14 protein-coding genes are annotated in these 16,743 nt (G+C 43.9%); 2 read left to right on the forward strand and 12 right to left on the reverse strand.

The features are described 5' to 3' along the window. Window positions 1-23: 23 nt before the first annotated feature. A complete protein-coding gene (gene gltX / locus ACHAL6_RS07880) occupies window positions 24-1,493 on the forward strand; it encodes a glutamate--tRNA ligase (RefSeq protein WP_395269862.1) in 1,470 nt (489 codons plus the stop codon). Window positions 1,494-1,545: 52 nt separating this feature from the next. Here gltX and ACHAL6_RS07885 read toward each other — a convergent pair whose 3' ends face one another. Continuing rightward, window positions 1,546-2,154, reverse strand: coding sequence for a helix-hairpin-helix domain-containing protein (locus ACHAL6_RS07885; RefSeq protein ID WP_395269863.1), 609 nt, complete (start codon window positions 2,152-2,154; stop codon window positions 1,546-1,548). A gap of 123 nt (window positions 2,155-2,277) precedes the next feature. Between ACHAL6_RS07885 and ACHAL6_RS07890 the strand changes: the two genes are divergently transcribed. After that, window positions 2,278-3,615, forward strand: coding sequence for a D-alanyl-D-alanine carboxypeptidase family protein (locus ACHAL6_RS07890; protein WP_395269864.1), 1,338 nt, complete (start codon window positions 2,278-2,280; stop codon window positions 3,613-3,615). Between the two features lie 61 nt (window positions 3,616-3,676). On the opposite strand, the gene ACHAL6_RS07895 is transcribed toward ACHAL6_RS07890, so the two are convergent. From ACHAL6_RS07895 to yhbY, 11 genes are all read right to left on the reverse strand, one after another. Beyond that, window positions 3,677-5,497 carry a glycoside hydrolase family 13 protein gene (locus tag ACHAL6_RS07895; RefSeq protein ID WP_395269865.1) on the reverse strand — a complete coding sequence of 607 codons (1,821 nt, stop codon included), beginning with the start codon at window positions 5,495-5,497 and terminating at the stop codon, window positions 3,677-3,679. A 116-nt stretch (window positions 5,498-5,613) separates the two neighbouring features. Next, the gene (locus ACHAL6_RS07900) at window positions 5,614-8,037 is read right to left on the reverse strand and encodes a glycogen/starch/alpha-glucan phosphorylase (protein ID WP_395269867.1); all 2,424 of its coding nucleotides are present in this window, start codon (window positions 8,035-8,037) and stop codon (window positions 5,614-5,616) included. 19 nt (window positions 8,038-8,056) lie between these two features. After that, entirely contained in the window at window positions 8,057-9,484 is a 1,428-nt protein-coding gene (gene glgA, locus ACHAL6_RS07905) for a glycogen synthase GlgA (RefSeq protein WP_395269869.1), read from the reverse strand. A 9-nt stretch (window positions 9,485-9,493) separates the two neighbouring features. Continuing rightward, on the reverse strand, window positions 9,494-10,630 hold the full coding sequence (glgD, locus tag ACHAL6_RS07910; RefSeq protein WP_395269870.1) for a glucose-1-phosphate adenylyltransferase subunit GlgD: 1,137 nt from the start codon (window positions 10,628-10,630) through the stop codon (window positions 9,494-9,496). After that, window positions 10,631-11,764 carry a glucose-1-phosphate adenylyltransferase gene (locus ACHAL6_RS07915; protein WP_395269871.1) on the reverse strand — a complete coding sequence of 378 codons (1,134 nt, stop codon included), beginning with the start codon at window positions 11,762-11,764 and terminating at the stop codon, window positions 10,631-10,633. Further along, on the reverse strand, window positions 11,764-13,680 hold the full coding sequence (gene glgB, locus ACHAL6_RS07920) for a 1,4-alpha-glucan branching protein GlgB (RefSeq protein WP_395269873.1): 1,917 nt from the start codon (window positions 13,678-13,680) through the stop codon (window positions 11,764-11,766). The genes ACHAL6_RS07915 and glgB overlap by 1 nt, the downstream gene beginning before the upstream one ends. A 300-nt stretch (window positions 13,681-13,980) precedes the next feature. Then, window positions 13,981-14,220, reverse strand: a complete 240-nt coding sequence (locus ACHAL6_RS07925; RefSeq protein ID WP_395269874.1) for a hypothetical protein — start codon at window positions 14,218-14,220, stop codon at window positions 13,981-13,983. A 104-nt stretch (window positions 14,221-14,324) separates the two neighbouring features. Continuing rightward, window positions 14,325-15,266: an RluA family pseudouridine synthase gene (locus ACHAL6_RS07930; protein ID WP_395269876.1), complete on the reverse strand. Its 942-nt coding sequence runs from the start codon at window positions 15,264-15,266 to the stop codon at window positions 14,325-14,327. Then, window positions 15,263-15,871: a bis(5'-nucleosyl)-tetraphosphatase (symmetrical) YqeK gene (yqeK, locus tag ACHAL6_RS07935; protein WP_395269877.1), complete on the reverse strand. Its 609-nt coding sequence runs from the start codon at window positions 15,869-15,871 to the stop codon at window positions 15,263-15,265. The genes ACHAL6_RS07930 and yqeK overlap by 4 nt, the downstream gene beginning before the upstream one ends. Continuing rightward, window positions 15,819-16,442 carry a nicotinate-nucleotide adenylyltransferase gene (gene nadD / locus ACHAL6_RS07940; protein ID WP_395269879.1) on the reverse strand — a complete coding sequence of 208 codons (624 nt, stop codon included), beginning with the start codon at window positions 16,440-16,442 and terminating at the stop codon, window positions 15,819-15,821. The genes yqeK and nadD overlap by 53 nt, the downstream gene beginning before the upstream one ends. Further along, window positions 16,439-16,735, reverse strand: a complete 297-nt coding sequence (gene yhbY / locus ACHAL6_RS07945; RefSeq protein ID WP_395269880.1) for a ribosome assembly RNA-binding protein YhbY — start codon at window positions 16,733-16,735, stop codon at window positions 16,439-16,441. Before yhbY ends, nadD begins: the two co-directional genes overlap by 4 nt. Window positions 16,736-16,743 lie beyond the last annotated feature (8 nt).

Genomic DNA, 16,743 nt, shown 5'->3' on the forward strand with positions numbered 1-16,743 from the left:
CTTTAATCTGTAAGGAGGCCATTATGAGTAAAATAAGAACAAGGTTTGCCCCAAGTCCAACGGGATACATGCATGTGGGTAATTTGAGAACTGCTTTATACGCATACCTGATCGCTAAACATGAAGGCGGAGACTTTATATTAAGAATTGAGGATACAGACCAGGAAAGATACGTGGAAGGTGCTGTAGACGTGATTTTCAATACACTCAGGGACACAGGACTGATCCATGATGAAGGTCCGGATGTGGGTGGAGACTATGGTCCGTATGTACAGAGTGAACGTAGAGATGTCTACAAGGAATATGCTGAAAAGCTTGTGGAGAAAAAGGAAGCATACTACTGTTTCTGTACAAAAGAACGTCTGGATATGCTGAGAGAAAATGCGGAAGCACAGAAGAAACCATTCAAGTATGACAAGCACTGCTGCTCCTTAAGTCATGACGAAGTGGAGGAAAATCTGAAAAGCGGACTTCCTTATGTGATCAGACAGAACAACCCTACGGAAGGCGTAACGAAGTTTGAAGATGTTATCTATGGAACAATTTCTGTAGACAATGAAGAACTTGAAGATATGGTGCTTCTGAAAAGCGACGGTCTTCCAACCTATAATTTCGCAAATGTCGTGGATGACCATCTCATGGAAATCACGCACGTGGTTCGTGGAAGCGAATACCTCTCCTCTTCACCGAAGTACAACAGACTTTACGAAGCCTTCGGCTGGAACGTACCGGTTTATGTACACTGCCCTCCGATCATGAAGGATGCGCAGCATAAGCTGTCCAAAAGAACCGGAGATGCATCTTTTGAAGATCTGCTTGCAAAGGGATACCTGAAGGAAGCTGTATTGAACTACATCTCTTTACTTGGCTGGAATCCTGGAACAACACAGGAGATCTTTTCACTGGAAGAACTGGTCGAGGTATTCGAATACAGGAATATCAATAAGAGTCCTGCCATTTTCGATTCAGAAAAACTGAGATGGATGAATGGAGAGTATCTGAAGAAGCTGTCTCTTGAAAAATTCCATGAACTTGCGCTTCCTTATATCCTGGAAGATATCAAGGACAAGCCGCTGGACACAATGAAAATTGCAGAGATCCTTCACACGCGTGTGGAAGTGCTAAGTGAAATCAGTGGACAGCTGGACTTTTTCTATGCTTTACCGGAGTACTCCACCGAGATGTACACGCATAAGAAGATGAAGACCAACAGCGAAGTAGCCCTTTCCTCTCTGGAGACCATTTTGCCTGTGCTGGAATCAGTTCCGGCAGAGAACTGGAACATGGATACACTTCATGAAATAGTCCTTGGGAAAGTAAAGGAACTGGGCATCAAGAACGGGCAGATGCTCTGGCCGATCAGAACCGCATTAACCGGGAAGCAGTTTACCCCTGGTGGCGCATTTGAGGCAGCAGATGTTCTTGGTAAAGAGGAATCACTGGATCGATTAAGAAAAGGTATTGAACTGTTGAAAGAAACAATAAACGCATAAGAATGAAACGGGAATCTGATAGAAGGATTCCCGTTTTTTCATCTGTACAGTATTATTTCACAATGAAATAGTCCCGGATTTTTTCAAGTGTTTTGTCTCCGATCCGGTTGACCTCCACCAGTTCATCGACGGATGTAAACTTCCCCATCTCTTCTCTATAGGCAAGGATGTTGTCCGCGGTTGCGGGACCGATCCCAGTGACACTCATGAGTTCTTCTCTTGTAGCCTTGTTCAGATCGATTTTCCCCTCTTCCTGCTTCTGACTGCCCACCACAATCTCTTCTTCTTCCTCCAGAATGGATGGGATATAAAAAGATTCTCCATCCTCAATCCTCATGGCGAGATTGACATTTCTCAGGTTTGCGTAGGAAGTCATACCGCCTGATGCAAGGAGCAGATCATTGAGTCTTGAATTACCCGGCATGGTATAGACGCCAGGTGCCAGGACCTCTCCTTTTATCTCGACAATGATAGTCTGAACAGGTTCCTCTTCTTTTGTGACTACAGAAATCTCTTCTACGGTCTCTTCGTTCAGAAACAGATCGTCGTTGCTTCTGCTGCAGGCGCAGAAGCTGATAGAAGCAGCAGCAAGACCGAGGCAGAATATAGTCTTCTGGACGAAAGAAAGGATGTCTTTCCTATTCCTCTTGATCGAATTCATTCATTTCACCTACATATACTTATTTTCTTTACATATATTATGTATTATTTTACATTTTTTATAGTGCTCAATTGTGATATTTGATATAATTATTGAAGCGAGGTGTGAAAATTGAGACATAATATGATGAAATTATCCAGAATGATTATCTTAACATTGGTAGTAAGCACAATAACAGTTCAATCAGTCTTCGGATCAACTATAGACACGAAAACACCACCACCGGAAACATTTTCCGAGTCCATTGTTGTCATGGATGCGGAAACCGGTGTTGTTCTTTATGATAAGCAAAGCGAAAAACAGAATCTCATCGCTTCTACGACGAAGGTGATGACTGCCTTACTGGCTATCGAGATGCTCGATCTTGAAAAAATAGTCACTGTAGGTCCAAACCCGCCTTATGCAAAAGGTGCTTCCATGGGATTCAAGGAAGGCGAAGAAATCATGGTCATTGATCTTCTTTATGCCCTTATGCTTCATTCAGCCAATGACGCAGCAGAAATTCTGGCGGAAGAAGTTTCAGGAAGCATTGAAGCCTTCGCAGAGCTTATGACAGAAAGAGCGCACAGCATCGGCGCTGTGAATACGGAGTTCTACAACCCTTCCGGTCTGTACTATGATGAAGGTGAAAACAATAGAAGCACAGCCAGGGACCTGGCTCTGATAACCGCTGAAGCGGGAAAAAACGAGAAACTGGTGGAAATAGCCCAGAAAAGAAGTCATATGCTCCCGCTGACCAATCTTTTAACAGATATGAACAGATGGGCCACCAACAAGAACAATATGATGAGAAGCACAAGTCAGTACTATTACGAGCCGGTAATCATGGGGAAAACCGGATGGACTCCCGAAGCAGGCTATTCCTACACCGCAATGGCAGAAAAGGATGGCCGCAGGCTCGTAGTCTCTATTGTGAAAGGTGTGAACCAGAACACCTACTGGACAGAAAGCAAGGAACTCTTTGAATGGGCCTTCGACAACACCTCCGTTCATGTTCTGTACAAAAAAGGACAGGAGATGAAGAAGATTGTTCTCCCGGACGGAGAAGAACGGACACTGGTAGCCAGAGAAGACTTTCACTACATCTCTATAGACCAGAGTGAACCGAAACCTTTACTGGAATTCAGCGAAATCGTGATCACGGAAGACCATCAGTCCGGTGATGTGATTGATACAGTGAATGTCCTCATCAATGAGGAGGAAGTGGGTAAGATCGATCTGGTCTGCGAAAGCGACATTGTATTCACAGAAGCTGAACTGGAAGAATCCCAGATTCTGGATGAAATCAAAGAAAACAGCTTTCTGAATAAAATCGTTCCTCTTCTGCTTGGAACAACCGTCATTCTGGTGCTTCTTCTCATCGGGATCAGAATGCTGAATACAGCTAAGAGACGAAAAAGAAGAAAGATGTCTCATAAACGCATGGAATATCTGAAAAGAATTGAAAATCAGAAGAGATGAATGAAATGGAAAAGGAAGAGCGCTGCAACAAGAATCTTGTTGCAGCGCTCTTCCTTTTAAGTTATCTGATCTTGATGCAGTTGAAAGAGGTGCTCTCCAGATAATAGAAGTCATCCAGCAGCCCTTCCATTTCATCGGATACGGACTCTAAGCCGATGACATCACTTACCACAAGTCTCGCCTCTTCCGGCTCTCTGTTGATGAGGATGAGATACGTGCTGTCTTGCGTATTTCTGAGGTAACCGAAGAGATTCTCCTGATAGAACGGAATGAAATCACCTCTGGTGAAAGCGTCATCGGAATTACGCAGATGCATCATTTTTCTGTAGATGTCGGAAACCTCCTCCACCTCGTTTCCCCAAGGATAAGGTCCTCTGTTGTAGGGGTCCGATTCCCCTTTCATTCCTGCTTCGTCTCCATAATAGATGCAGGGTACACCGGGAAAAGTGAGAAGCATCCCAACGGCAACGCGTAATCTTGTCACATCATCAATTTCCGTATAGATTCTTTTTGTGTCATGTGTGCCTAGGTTGTTTAATGCGCTGTAAAACGCTTCTCTCGGGTAGTTTTCTTTCAGAGACATGAACCTTGTATAAAGATCCCTGGCTCTCACATGACCGTTTAAGTAGGCTATAACACCATCTTTGAACGGATAATTCATGGTGGCGTGAATCTCGTCTCCTAAGAGGTATCTCCTTCTTTTCCCGTAGGCGATTTTATTGGAGGCATCTTCCCATACTTCTCCGATGAGAATATTATCCTCTGCAATACCGTCCATGGTCGAACGGATATCCTTGATGAAATCGTCCGGCATCTCATCTGCTACATCCAGTCGCCATCCGCCGATTCCCATCTTCGTCCATTTTTCAATGACACCGCCTTTACCGACGATGAAATCACGATAGGAAGGATTGTTCTCATTTACATTGGGCAGATCCTTCACGCCCCACCAGCTTTCATACTCACTGGGATAGTTGAAGAAGTTGAACCAAGGATAATACGGAGAATCCTTGCTTTCAGCAGCACCCAGTTCCGGATAGCTGCCAAAAGCGTTGAAGTACTTCGAATCAGCACCGACATGGTTGAATACCCCATCCAGAACAATTCGTATACCGCGTTTTCCGGCTTCCTCTATGAGACGCTGGAAGGTCTCTTCATCTCCGAACATTTCATCGATCGTCATGTAGTCTCCTGTGTCATATTTATGATTGCTTCTGGCTTTGAAGATCGGATTAAGATAAATACCTCCAATGCCCAGCTCTTTCAGGTAGTCCAGTTTCTTCATGACACCGAGCAGATTCCCGCCGAAGAAATCCCAGCGCATGATGCTGCCCTGACAGTCCTTGATGTACATGGGTGTATCCTCCCAGGTGGCATAGAGAAAGGAATTCTTCTTCGGACTGCTGATCCGTTTGTCTTCATTTCCGTTATAGAAGCGATCCACGAAAATCTGATAGAAAATCGTCTCCTTGTACCATGATGGTGCTGGCTTGATGTAATTGTGAAAGGTGATCTGGTATGGGGTGATATCCCATCGGTTCTCCTTGATGACCTGTTCTCCGCCGATGCCATGACCAGGTGAACCTGCATAAACTGTGCGATGCACATCATGGTCCTGGTAGTTTATGATGAAGAAATAGAAGCATAAGCCAGCTTCATCAGCCGTATAGGTAGCGGAATGATGAAGCTTATCAACGGGATTCATGCGCATGTATCTCTCCCCGTGGCCTTCCTTTGCTATGACCAGCGTCACTTCCGCATTCTTTGCATTTTCCACCAGAATTCTGAAGGTGATCCCCTCATTCACTCTTGTGGCGCCGAAAGGTTTTTTATGTGATTCTCTGAATGAGTTGTATTCGATAGTTATGTCACGATAATTCATATAATTTGAGTGTCCCTGAAAGTAAGGGTACTCCACCATCCTTTATCCCTGATTTGATATAAGTCCTGGAATCTTCCAGGACTTATACTTTATTTCATATATTTGATTCTATAAGCTTATCTTTCAATGATTCTGGTATCCCAGATGCCTGAAGCATACTGCATGACCGTTACATCAGAGGAGAATACACCTGATGAGGAGATGTTCTCAATGGACATTTTATTCCATGTGAAGCGATCCCTGTACAAGTCCTCCATCTTTTTCTGAGCGGCAACGTAAGAATCGAAATCTTTAAGTACAAAGAATTCGTCATTGTAGTCGATGAGGTTTTTGAAGATGTCCTGACCTTCTACCTGAATTCCTTTTATGAAACCATTGGTAAGACTGTCCAGAACTCTTTTCACCCGCGCATCGGACTCATAGATCTCTCTTGCATTGTACCCGCCGTTTCTGTAGTAATTCAGGACCTCTTTTTCTGTCATCCCGAAGATCACGATATTGGGGTGACCTACTTCTTCCAGAATTTCCACATTTGCACCATCCAGTGTTGCAAGAGTTACAGCGCCATTCATCATGAACTTCATGTTGCTTGTTCCAGAAGCTTCTTTCGTGGTTGTTGAGATCTGTTCTGAAACTTCAGAAGCCGGAATGATTTTTTCAGCTAGAGTCACACTGTAGTTTTCCAGGAATACGATTTTGATTCTGTCCTTCACCCTTGGATCATTATTGATCTGATCTGCCAGAGCATTGATGAACTTGATGATCTCTTTTGCGAAATAATAGCCTGGCGCCGCCTTTGCAGCAAAAATGTATGTCTTGGGCAGCATATCGAAATTCGGGTTCTCGATGATTTCATGATACTGATGCAGGATATGAAGGGCATTCAGCAGCTGCCTCTTGTATGCGTGCAGTCTCTTGACATGAACATCGAATATCGAATTTGGATCCACTACGATATTATTCTTTTCCTTGATGTATTGAGCAAGCTTTTCCTTGTTGTTCTGCTTGATCTGTTCGACCTTCTTCTGAATATCCGGATCTCTCTTGTATTTTTTGAAGAGCTTCAGATCCTGAGGATTCCTTCTCCATGAGTTTCCGATGGTTTCATCCAGAAGATCCGATAATTCAGGGTTTGCCAGCATAAGCCATCTTCTATGGGTGATGCCGTTGGTCTTGTTGTTGAATTTATACGGATAGAGCATATAGAAATCTCTGAGTTCCTGGCTTTTCAGCAGTTCCGTATGAAGCTTGGCCACGCCATTGACGCTATGAGCTCCATGGATGCACAGGTGAGCCATTCTGACATAGCCTCCTGAAATGATCGCCATCTTTTCGATCTGATTCTGATCTTCACCGAATTTCGTGCTGAGAATCTCTCTGAATCTGCGATCGATTTCGCCGATGATCAGATAGATTCTGGGCAGCAGTTCCTTGAACAGGTCAATCTGCCACTTTTCGAGGGCTTCACTCATGATGGTATGATTTGTATAACTCATGGTGTTCTGCGTTATGTGCCACGCTTCAGCCCACTCCATGCCCTCTTCATCCATGAGGATTCTCATGAGCTCCGGTATGGCTACTGCAGGGTGCGTGTCATTGATATGAACAGCCACATAGTTATGAAGTTCACTGAGCGGATGACCGGATTCCTTGTGCTGAGATACGATACTCTGAAGTCCGGCGGAAACAAAGAAGTATTCCTGCTTCAGTCTCAGTACCCTACCTTCCTGGTGGGAATCGTCAGGATAGAGAACTTCTGAAATACTCTCGATTTCTCTTTTATTCAGGAGCACTTTATTGAAGTTCAGTTCGCCCTGAATATCATCACTGTAGTTGGGCACTTCCGCATTCCACAATCTCAGTGTATTCACTGTTTTGTTTTCATATCCCACAAGAGCGGTATCATATGGGACAGCAAGGACTTCCTGATAGTCAGTGTGTATTGCTTCAAGGCTTCCGTCCTCTTTGGGCTTCATCCAGGCATCACCGTAAAATCTTACTTTCACGGCTTTGTCGCTCTTTCTGATTTCCCAGACGTTATCATCTCTCAACCAGTTTTCAGGAAGTTCCACCTGGTAGCCATCTACTATCTTCTGCTGGAACAATCCATACTTATAGCGGATACCGTTCCCGTTTCCGGGGATTCCTGAAGAAGCCATGGAATCCATGAAACATGCGGCAAGTCTTCCCAGACCTCCGTTACCAAGACCTGGATCCACCTCTACGTCTTCAATCTCTTTCAGGCTCAGACCCATATCCTTTAAGGCATCGTTCACTGTGGTTCTGATTCCCAGGTTCAAGAGATTACTTGCAAGAAGCCTGCCTAACAGAAATTCGATGGAAAAGTAGTAAACCTGCTTTTCACCGTACTTCGTGTATCTGTTGGTTGTCTTTGCCCATCCTTCAGAGATGTATTCCTTCATCAGATATCCCAATGTGAAATACTGCATGTGGATTGTAGAATCTTCTACCTCCTGTGCGTAGAGTTTGAGCATTTTCTTCTCAAAGTCCTTCTTGAACTGTTCTTTTGTTATTATCATCTGGTTTGTCTCCTTTTGGTTAAAGAATATCTCTATACAATTCCTGATATACCTTCGCTGAAGATTTCCAGCTGTAGTCTGTTCTCATGCCTTGGAGCATGATGTTCTTGAATTGCAATTTATCTCTATATGCTTCCAGAGCACGATATATCGCTTGTAGCATATCATAACTGTCATAATTTGAAAAGGTGAATCCGATTCCCTCTCCTGTGAATTTGTTGTAAGGCAGAACTGTATCTTTCAGTCCTCCGGTCTCACGGACGATGGGTACAGTGCCGTATCTCAAAGCCATGAGCTGAGAAAGACCGCAGGGCTCAAACTGCGACGGCATGAGGAATAGATCCGAAGCCGCATAGATTTTCTGAGCGAGTTCACCGTTGTAAGTCAGATTGGCTGAGACTTTATTCGGATATTTGTAACTGAAATATCGGAACATATCCTCATATCGTCTGTCACCAGTACCCAGAACAACAAGCTGAACATCCTGATAAAGGAGCTCTTCGATGCCTTCGGCAATGAGGTCGAAGCCTTTCTGATCCGTCATTCTTGAAATGATACCGATCATAGGGACGTCTTCCCTCTCCTCAAGTCCTAGTTCTTTCTGAAGTGCAAGCTTGTTCTTCACTTTTTCATCGATCTTCTGCAGCCCATAGGTGTACGGGATATTCTTATCTGTTCTCGGATTGAATAGCTTATAGTCGATTCCGTTGAGAATCCCACGCAGCTTGTAATCCACCTTCTGCATAACACCATGGAGCCCTTCACCGAAGTATTCCGTCTTGATTTCCTCTGCATAGGTAGGACTTACTGTGGTAACCAGGTCAGCGTAGTTGATTCCACCTTTCAGGAAATTCACATTTCCGAAGTACTCGAAACAGAAGTCCTGCAGCAGTTCGTTTCCGATTCCAAGAAGATTTCCAAGCACTTCCGGCGGATAGATCCCCTGAAATCTCAGGTTATGTATGGTCAGGACGGTCTTCACTTTTTCATATTTCTTTTCCCATCTGTATTTTGTTCTGATGAGAACAGGAATGACAGATGTGTGCCAGTCGTTGCAGTGAAGAATGTCAGGCACAAAATCGATTCTTGTGAGTATTTCAAGTATCGCCTGGGAGAAGAATGAGAAACGTTCTCCATCATCGAAATAACCGTAAGGAGCTTCCCTGTGGAAGTAATACATGTTATCGATGAAGTAGTAGTCAATTCCCTCATGCTTCAGATACTTGACACCACAATACTGCTCTCTCCAGCCTACTTTGACGGTTGTATCGAATAAATGCTCCATTTTATCGGAGAATTCCTTGCTGATGGTTCCGTAGTTGGGCATTATGACTCTGCAGTCTTCACCGGAGTTGACCAGTTCCTTGGGCAGTGCGTAGGCAACATCTGCCAGGCCGCCTGTTTTCAAGAATGGATAACATTCTGAGGTTGCGAATAAAATTTTCATATCTTCCTCCTAAAGAACCGAACCCTTGCTGACGACTAAAGGATTTTTCGGGCTTCCCTTCAGTTCAGTTCCAGTGGTTATGACCACCTGTTTGTCAGTGATCACATTTTCAAGACTGCAGTTTTCACTGATATTGGTATTCTGCATGATAATGGAATCCTTGATTACGGTTCCCTTCGCCACATTCACTCTTCTGAAAATGATGGAGTTGATTACAGTACCTTCAATTTTACAGCCGTTGGCTATGAGTGAATTACTGACCTTGCTGTCATCAGAATAGAACGTCGGGGTTTCGTCTTTGACTTTCGTCTGAACCTTGTTTTCTCCGAAGAACACTTCACTGATGTTATCTTCATCAAGCATTTCCATACTGGAATTGTAATAATTTTCTATGGAGCTGATGCTCTTTACAAGACCCTTATACTCATAGCCGCGTACTTTGTACTTTGTGACAGCATCATGGAGCGCGTCATTCAGATACACATTCTCTCCGGTAGTTACAGCATCCGTAATCATATCCACCAGAAGTTCCCTTCTTATGATGAATATTTCAAGGGAAATCTTCTTTTTTTCAGATAGCGCATCAGGTCTTCTGATATTTTTGCCGAAGGTGATGACGCTTTTGTATTCATTGGTATTGACGGTATTGCATCTTTCGAAACTGAAATCATCTTCATCGATGGTCTTATAAACTACGGTGATGTCCGCTTTCGTTTCAAGATGCTTATGAAACACATCCTGCAGATCGATATTGCACACCATGGAAGTACCCATGACTACTGCGTAATCAGCGGATGCTTCAGTCAGGTAATCAATATTGGAAAAATAAGTGGAGATGTCTCCCCGTAACTGACTATGAATATCTGGTGTGGAGAATGGTGAAAAGTAGAAGACTCCACCCTTCTTCCTGTCCAGATTCCATTCTTTACCATTTCCGATGTGGTCCATCAGGGAACGGAATTTATCGTTCAGGAAGATGCCCACCGTATCCACGCCTGCATTCACCATATTGGACAATGCAAAGTCGATCAGACGATATCTGCCTAAAAATGGAATGGACGCCAGGGGTCTGTTGTTGGTCAGCTGTTTCATATAATAATCATTTTCACTGAGATTCACTATTCCGAAAAGTTTATTTCTTGGCATCTATTTCGCCTCCTTAAATATCTCAAACTCGCCTACTACTGCTATCTCACCATTTTCATCAATCGTTGAATTATCCGGGATGACAGAGTGGGATCCGATCATGGCTTTTCTAATGATGCAGTTCTTTCCGATCTTCACATCTTCCATGATGACGGAGTCATATATTTCAGTGCCTTCACCGACAATGACTTTTGGAGAAAGAATCGATTTACGGATCTTGCCGTGTACGATGCATCCCTCTACAATCAGTGAATCTTTGACATCAGCGGTTTTGGATAAATACTGAGGAGGCATGGATGGGTTCTTTGAGTAGATCTTCCAGGAACGGTCATTGATCTGCAGTTCAGAGTTCTGATCCAGCAGGTCCATGTTCGCTTCCCAGAGAGATTCCAGAGTTCCCACATCTTTCCAGTATCCCTGGAATGGATAGGCATAGACTCTTTCATTGGCATCGAGGAATTCGGGAATGACATTTTTACCGAAGTCATCCATATTCTTACCCGCATTGATGTTTTCGTTCATGTACTTCTTGAGAAGCTTCCAGTTGAATATGTAGATGCCCATGGAAGCAAGATTCGATTTCGGATTTTCCGGTTTTTCTACAAATTCTTCGATTCTCAGTTCATCGTTGGTATTCATGATGCCGAATCTGGGTGCTTCTTCCCATGGAACCTCAAGGACTGCGATCGTCAGTGCGGCCTCTTTTTCCTTGTGGAAGTCCAGCATGGCTTCATAGTTCATTTTGTAGATGTGGTCTCCTGAAAGCACAAGAATGAAATCCGGGTTGTAATCCTCAATATAGGAGAAATTCTGATAGATAGCATGAGCAGTACCACGGAACCATTTTTCTTCAGTGGCACTGGCATATGGCTGCAGGATGGTTACGCCACCATCGTTTCTGTCCATGTCCCATGGAGAACCGATACCGATATGGGTGTTCAGGATCAGCGGCTGGTACTGAGTGAGCACACCTACGGTGTTCATGTTTGAATTTGCACAGTTGGACAGAACAAAATCGATGATTCTATACTTGCCTCCAAACGGTACCGCTGGCTTTGCGATATTTTTCGTGAATTTTCCAAGCCTTGTTCCCTGGCCTCCTGCTAGGATCATTGCGATGATTTCTGTTTTCATTACTTCGCCCCCTTGATTCGTTTTGGTTTTATGATTAATACAGATAACGGAGGTGCTATGACTTCTAGTGAAAAGTCTTTTCCATTGACCTGTTCTTCCACGGTATTGAATGTCTTTTCGGAATACTCCCAGGCACCGCCGTATTCCTTCAGTTCTGTATTGAGCAGTTCTTCATACTGCCCTTCAAAAGGAACACCCACTTTTACATGGTCTCTCTGAACCGGGGTGAAGTTGCAGACTACTACAAGAAAATCTCTTGGCTGCTTTCCTTTTCGGATAAACGTAAACAGACTCTCGTTTTTGTTGTCCGCATCCAGGATGTCGATTCCATCATAGGAATCATCAATCTCGTATAATGCTTTATGATTCTTGTATAGACTGTTCAGCTCTTTCATGAAGTACTGATGTTTCTGATGCATTTCATATTTCAGTCCGATCCATTCCAGACCTTCTCTGAATCTCCATTCCATCCATTGAGCGATCTCATTGCCCATGAAGTTCACTTTCTTCCCCGGGTGACACATCATGTAGGTCATGAGGGTTCTAAGTCCCTGGAACTTCATGTGTTCATCCCCAGGCATTTTATTCAGCAAGGACTTCTTTCCATGAACCACCTCATCATGTGACATGGGAAGAATGAAATTCTCATTGAAAATATACATGAAGGAAAAAGTGATGAGATTATGGTGATTCTTTCTGTATATCGGATCCAGTTCGAAATATCTCAGGATGTCATTCATCCATCCCATATTCCATTTATGTGTAAATGCGAGCCCGCCGCTGTCCACATCATGAGTGATCAGCGGGAAGGCTGTGCTTTCTTCTGCGATCATCAGTGCGGCCGGATATTCCTGCTTCACTAAGGTATTGAGTTTCTTCAGCAGCGCGACTCCTTCCAGATTCGTATTGCCTCCGTAGATGTTCGGTGTCCATGGACCATCATCGTAATCGAGATAAAGCATGGCGGATACCGCATCGACTCTTAAGCCGTCCGCATGGAACATATCCATCCAGAAGATGGCGTTTGAGATGATGAAACTGTGAACCTGGGGCTTCCCGTAGTCGAAATGAGTCGTTCCCCATCTGTTGTTGGAAGCCTTGTTCGGATCCTGGTATTCATAGGTTGGTGTTCCGTCGAAGAGGTAAAGACCATGGGAGTCACGGCAGAAATGCGCAGGAACCCAGTCGAGAATAACACCGATGTCCTGTTTATGACATTCATTGATGAACTGCATGAGTTCCTTGGGCTCTCCATATCTTGAAGTGACGCTGTAATACCCTGTAATCTGGTACCCCCAGGAATCATCCAGCGGATGTTCCATTACGGGCAGAAGCTCTATGTGGGTGTATCCCAGATCTTTCACATAAGGAATAAGTTCCTCGATATACTGCTGAAAGTTGAAGAATTTACCGTCCCAGTGTCTCTTCCAGGATCCGAGATGGACTTCATAAATGTTCATGGGATTCGCATCGAGATTTTTCCGTTTGTTCTTCGCACGCCAGGTGCCGTCTTCCCATTTGAACCCGGTGAGATCTTTCACTACAGAAGCGGTCTTAGGTCTCAGTTCAGAGTAGAACGCATAAGGGTCCGCCTTAAGGAATTCAAAGCCGTCATGTCTTCTGATTCTGTACTTGTAGATCGCATCTTCACCGATTCCTTCCACAAAAGCGGTCCAGATTCCAGTAGTCCCCTGAGGAAACATTTCTCCATATCCCCAGTCGTTGAAATCACCAGCGATGAATACACTCTGCGCATTGGGTGCCCATACTGTAAACTGCACCCCCTTCTTTCCTTCAAACTCAATGACATGTGCACCCATGAACTCATAACTGCGTATGTGTTCTCCGGTGTTAAACAGATAATGGTTGAATTCTGTGTTCTGCACTTTTTTAGGGTCTTCTTTTGTCTTAGCCATAGTTTCCTCCTACTTATCTTTTGCATTTGATTTGAATGTGATGATGAATAGGTAAGATTTCTTATGCAATTGTCAAAATTTCAAATTACGCACAATCATCTTGATAATGTTAGAATATTTACTATTTTCTATTTATAATATACCATATTCCAGATGAATCTAATAGCCCCTGAAGATAGATAATAAGCCATAAAACATGGCATGAGGCTATCTCCAGGGTACTTATCAGGACGAATTATTTAATTGACTCCTACGTGGCGATGCATTCAAATCCTTTCCATCTGAATGAAAACTTCGTTCTCAGAAAAACCTCAATGCTAGAAACACGAGGAATCCTAGAACGAGTGAAAATGTGCTCAGTACGGATATCAGTTTCATGATTTTCTGCATCCTGAAACTTCCGTCATCTGTCTTTCCGGAATCGCTTCCGGTTACACAGCTGTTTTCCATGACCTTCTTTTCATTCCGCTTATAATCGTCCAGAATGTAGTCCAGATTGCCACCATGGCTTCCGGATTCGTTTTTCTTTCTGTAACTCATGATCTCACTCCTTCAGTATTCTGAATCATCAGATGTTTCTCTGATTATAACATGCGCAAAATGAGTCCTCAAATAAGAAGAAAGAAGAGATGCCGAGTTTCTCGTCATCTCTTCTTAAAAAGGTTCTTATTGATTTTACTCATATCAAAGCCGATATCGACTCCAGCCTGATACATATCGGGCAGAAGATTCGCATAGGCATCCATGGGACTTCCTGTGACGGGATGCTGGAAGGAAATATAAAGCGCATGGAGCGCCTGGCGATCCAGATCTGTCAATTCACCTCCATACAGCTCATCACCGATGATGGGATATCCCAAGTGGCTTAAGTGCACTCTGATCTGGTGCGTACGGCCTGTCAGAAGCTTCAGAAGCAGAAGAGAGTATCCATTGCACCTTTCTATCACTTCCACCTCTGTGCGGCTTTCCTGGCCTCTCTCATCGATGACTCGATTATAAGCGCCGTCACCGTCTCTATAGATGGGAAGATCGATGAGCCTGATGTCTTCAGGGAATTCCCCTTTCACTATGGCAACATAGTATTTGTCGTAATTATCGTCCTGCATGTCCTGTGAAATTTTAGAATGAACGAACTGATTCTTGGCAAGAATGGTCAGACCAGAGGTGTTCATATCCAATCGGGAAACCAGTCTGATGATGGTATCTTCCCCGCTCGCTCTGTAGTGATGCATCACAGCATTGGCAAGAGTGCCGCTCTGGTGTCTCCTGGTAGGATGAACAACCATGTAGGGTGCTTTGTTCACAATGAGGATTGCATCATCTTCGTATACTACGGAGATCGGCAGATCCTCTGCTTCTATATTCTGCGTCTCTTTGCTGACCAGTGAAATGATCAGATGGTCTTCTTCTCTGAGGATGTAATCCAGTTTTACAGGTTTATTGTTGATCCTGATTCTCTTTTCCATGGCTGCGCCTCGAATGAATCTTGTGGACAGGTTCATCTCTTCTTTCAGATAGGTTTTTATTTTCATGCCTACATAGGAGAGTGGAATATGTTTTTCAATGACTTTCATGGTACTTTTCATTTTGAATCCTTTCCAGCGATGGCTTCCGTATAGTACTGCACTGCTTCAAGTGACTGAGACATGACATGCGCATCGCTTTTCCTGAGATAGGTAATACTGCTTTCCAGTGAAGCCAGAACAGCCTTGTCCAGATCCGATCCGGCCAGTGCTCTTAAACGCTCCACACCTTTAAAGGTTCTCCCTTCTTCAATATAATCAGCTACGAAAATGATCTTTTCCAGAAGTGACATGCCTGCTCTCCCAGTGGTATGATATCTTACCGCGCGAAGAATCTCTTCATCCTGCTGACCACAGACTTCCCTGGCGAATATCGACCCTGCGGGAGCATGAAGCGTCTTCCACGCAAGAAGACCTTCTCCCGGTTCTTCTCCATGATCACGCATATAGCCTACAAGCCAGGCTTTATCCTTATCTTTCAGTATATCGTGATACAGAGCGGCCATCTCCGCCTTATCCCCATCTGAGTCATAAAGCGCTGCCAGTTCCTTTGCCGCTTTCGCAACGCCAAGAATATGCTGAAGTCGGCTTTCTTTCAGATGACTCGAGAGATAGTCAAGGAGATCTTTCCTGCTCCACGGTGTTTGCTCTGTATAGTTCATGCTCATAAATGTAATCCCTCACTTTTTCAGGTACCAGATATCGGATTTCCTTATTTTTCATCACTCTGTTTCGTATATCGCTGCTTGAGATTTCAAGGATCATGGAATCCAGCATGACAGGAGTCTTCCCATGGGTTTCAAGGAGTGTTCTGGTGCGAAGACGCTCATGCTCATCAAATCCATGCCTTTGAAACACAACCAGCTTTGCCAGCGAAATGATGATTTCAGGATTTTTCCAACGAGAAAAATTCACGTAAGAATCTTCCCCGATGATAAAATAGAGTTCATCATGGGGATAGATCTTCGTGAAATAATCAAGCGTTTCATATGTGTAGCTTAAGCCCTGTTTTTCCAGTTCATACGTGGAGATACTGAAATCTTCATATTCTTCAAGAACAAGTTCAAGCATCTTAAGCACATCTTCGGGATTCCTTTCATAAGCCTCTTTATGGGGAGGAATATAATTGGGCACGAAAATGACTCTATCAAGCTCTAGGGTTTCCTTGGCTTCAAAAGCCATATATAAATGACCGTTGTGTATGGGGTTGAAGGTCCCCCCTAGAATGCCTATTCTCATTTTCCTGGAAGTTCGATCTTTTTGTTGTTTCTGCTTTCCTTGTAAAGCACTATTTTGGAACCGATAACCTGAACGCCTTCACATCCAAGGGCTCCGACCAGATGATCGTGGGCATCCCTAGGATCCATCCCACTGTTTTCCAGTACAGTAATCTTCACAAGCTCTCTTTTCTCAAGAGCATCTTCAACCTGTTTTATGAATGGAGCTTCTATACCGCCTTTTCCGATCTGGAAAATCGAGTCGATCTTGTTTGCAAGACTTCTCAGGTAAGCTCTCTGTTTTGTTGTAATCATATGTTTTT

The sequence above is a fragment of the Proteiniclasticum sp. C24MP genome (assembly GCF_043951855.1).
In the GTDB taxonomy this organism is placed as follows: Bacteria; Bacillota; Clostridia; order Clostridiales; family Clostridiaceae; genus Proteiniclasticum.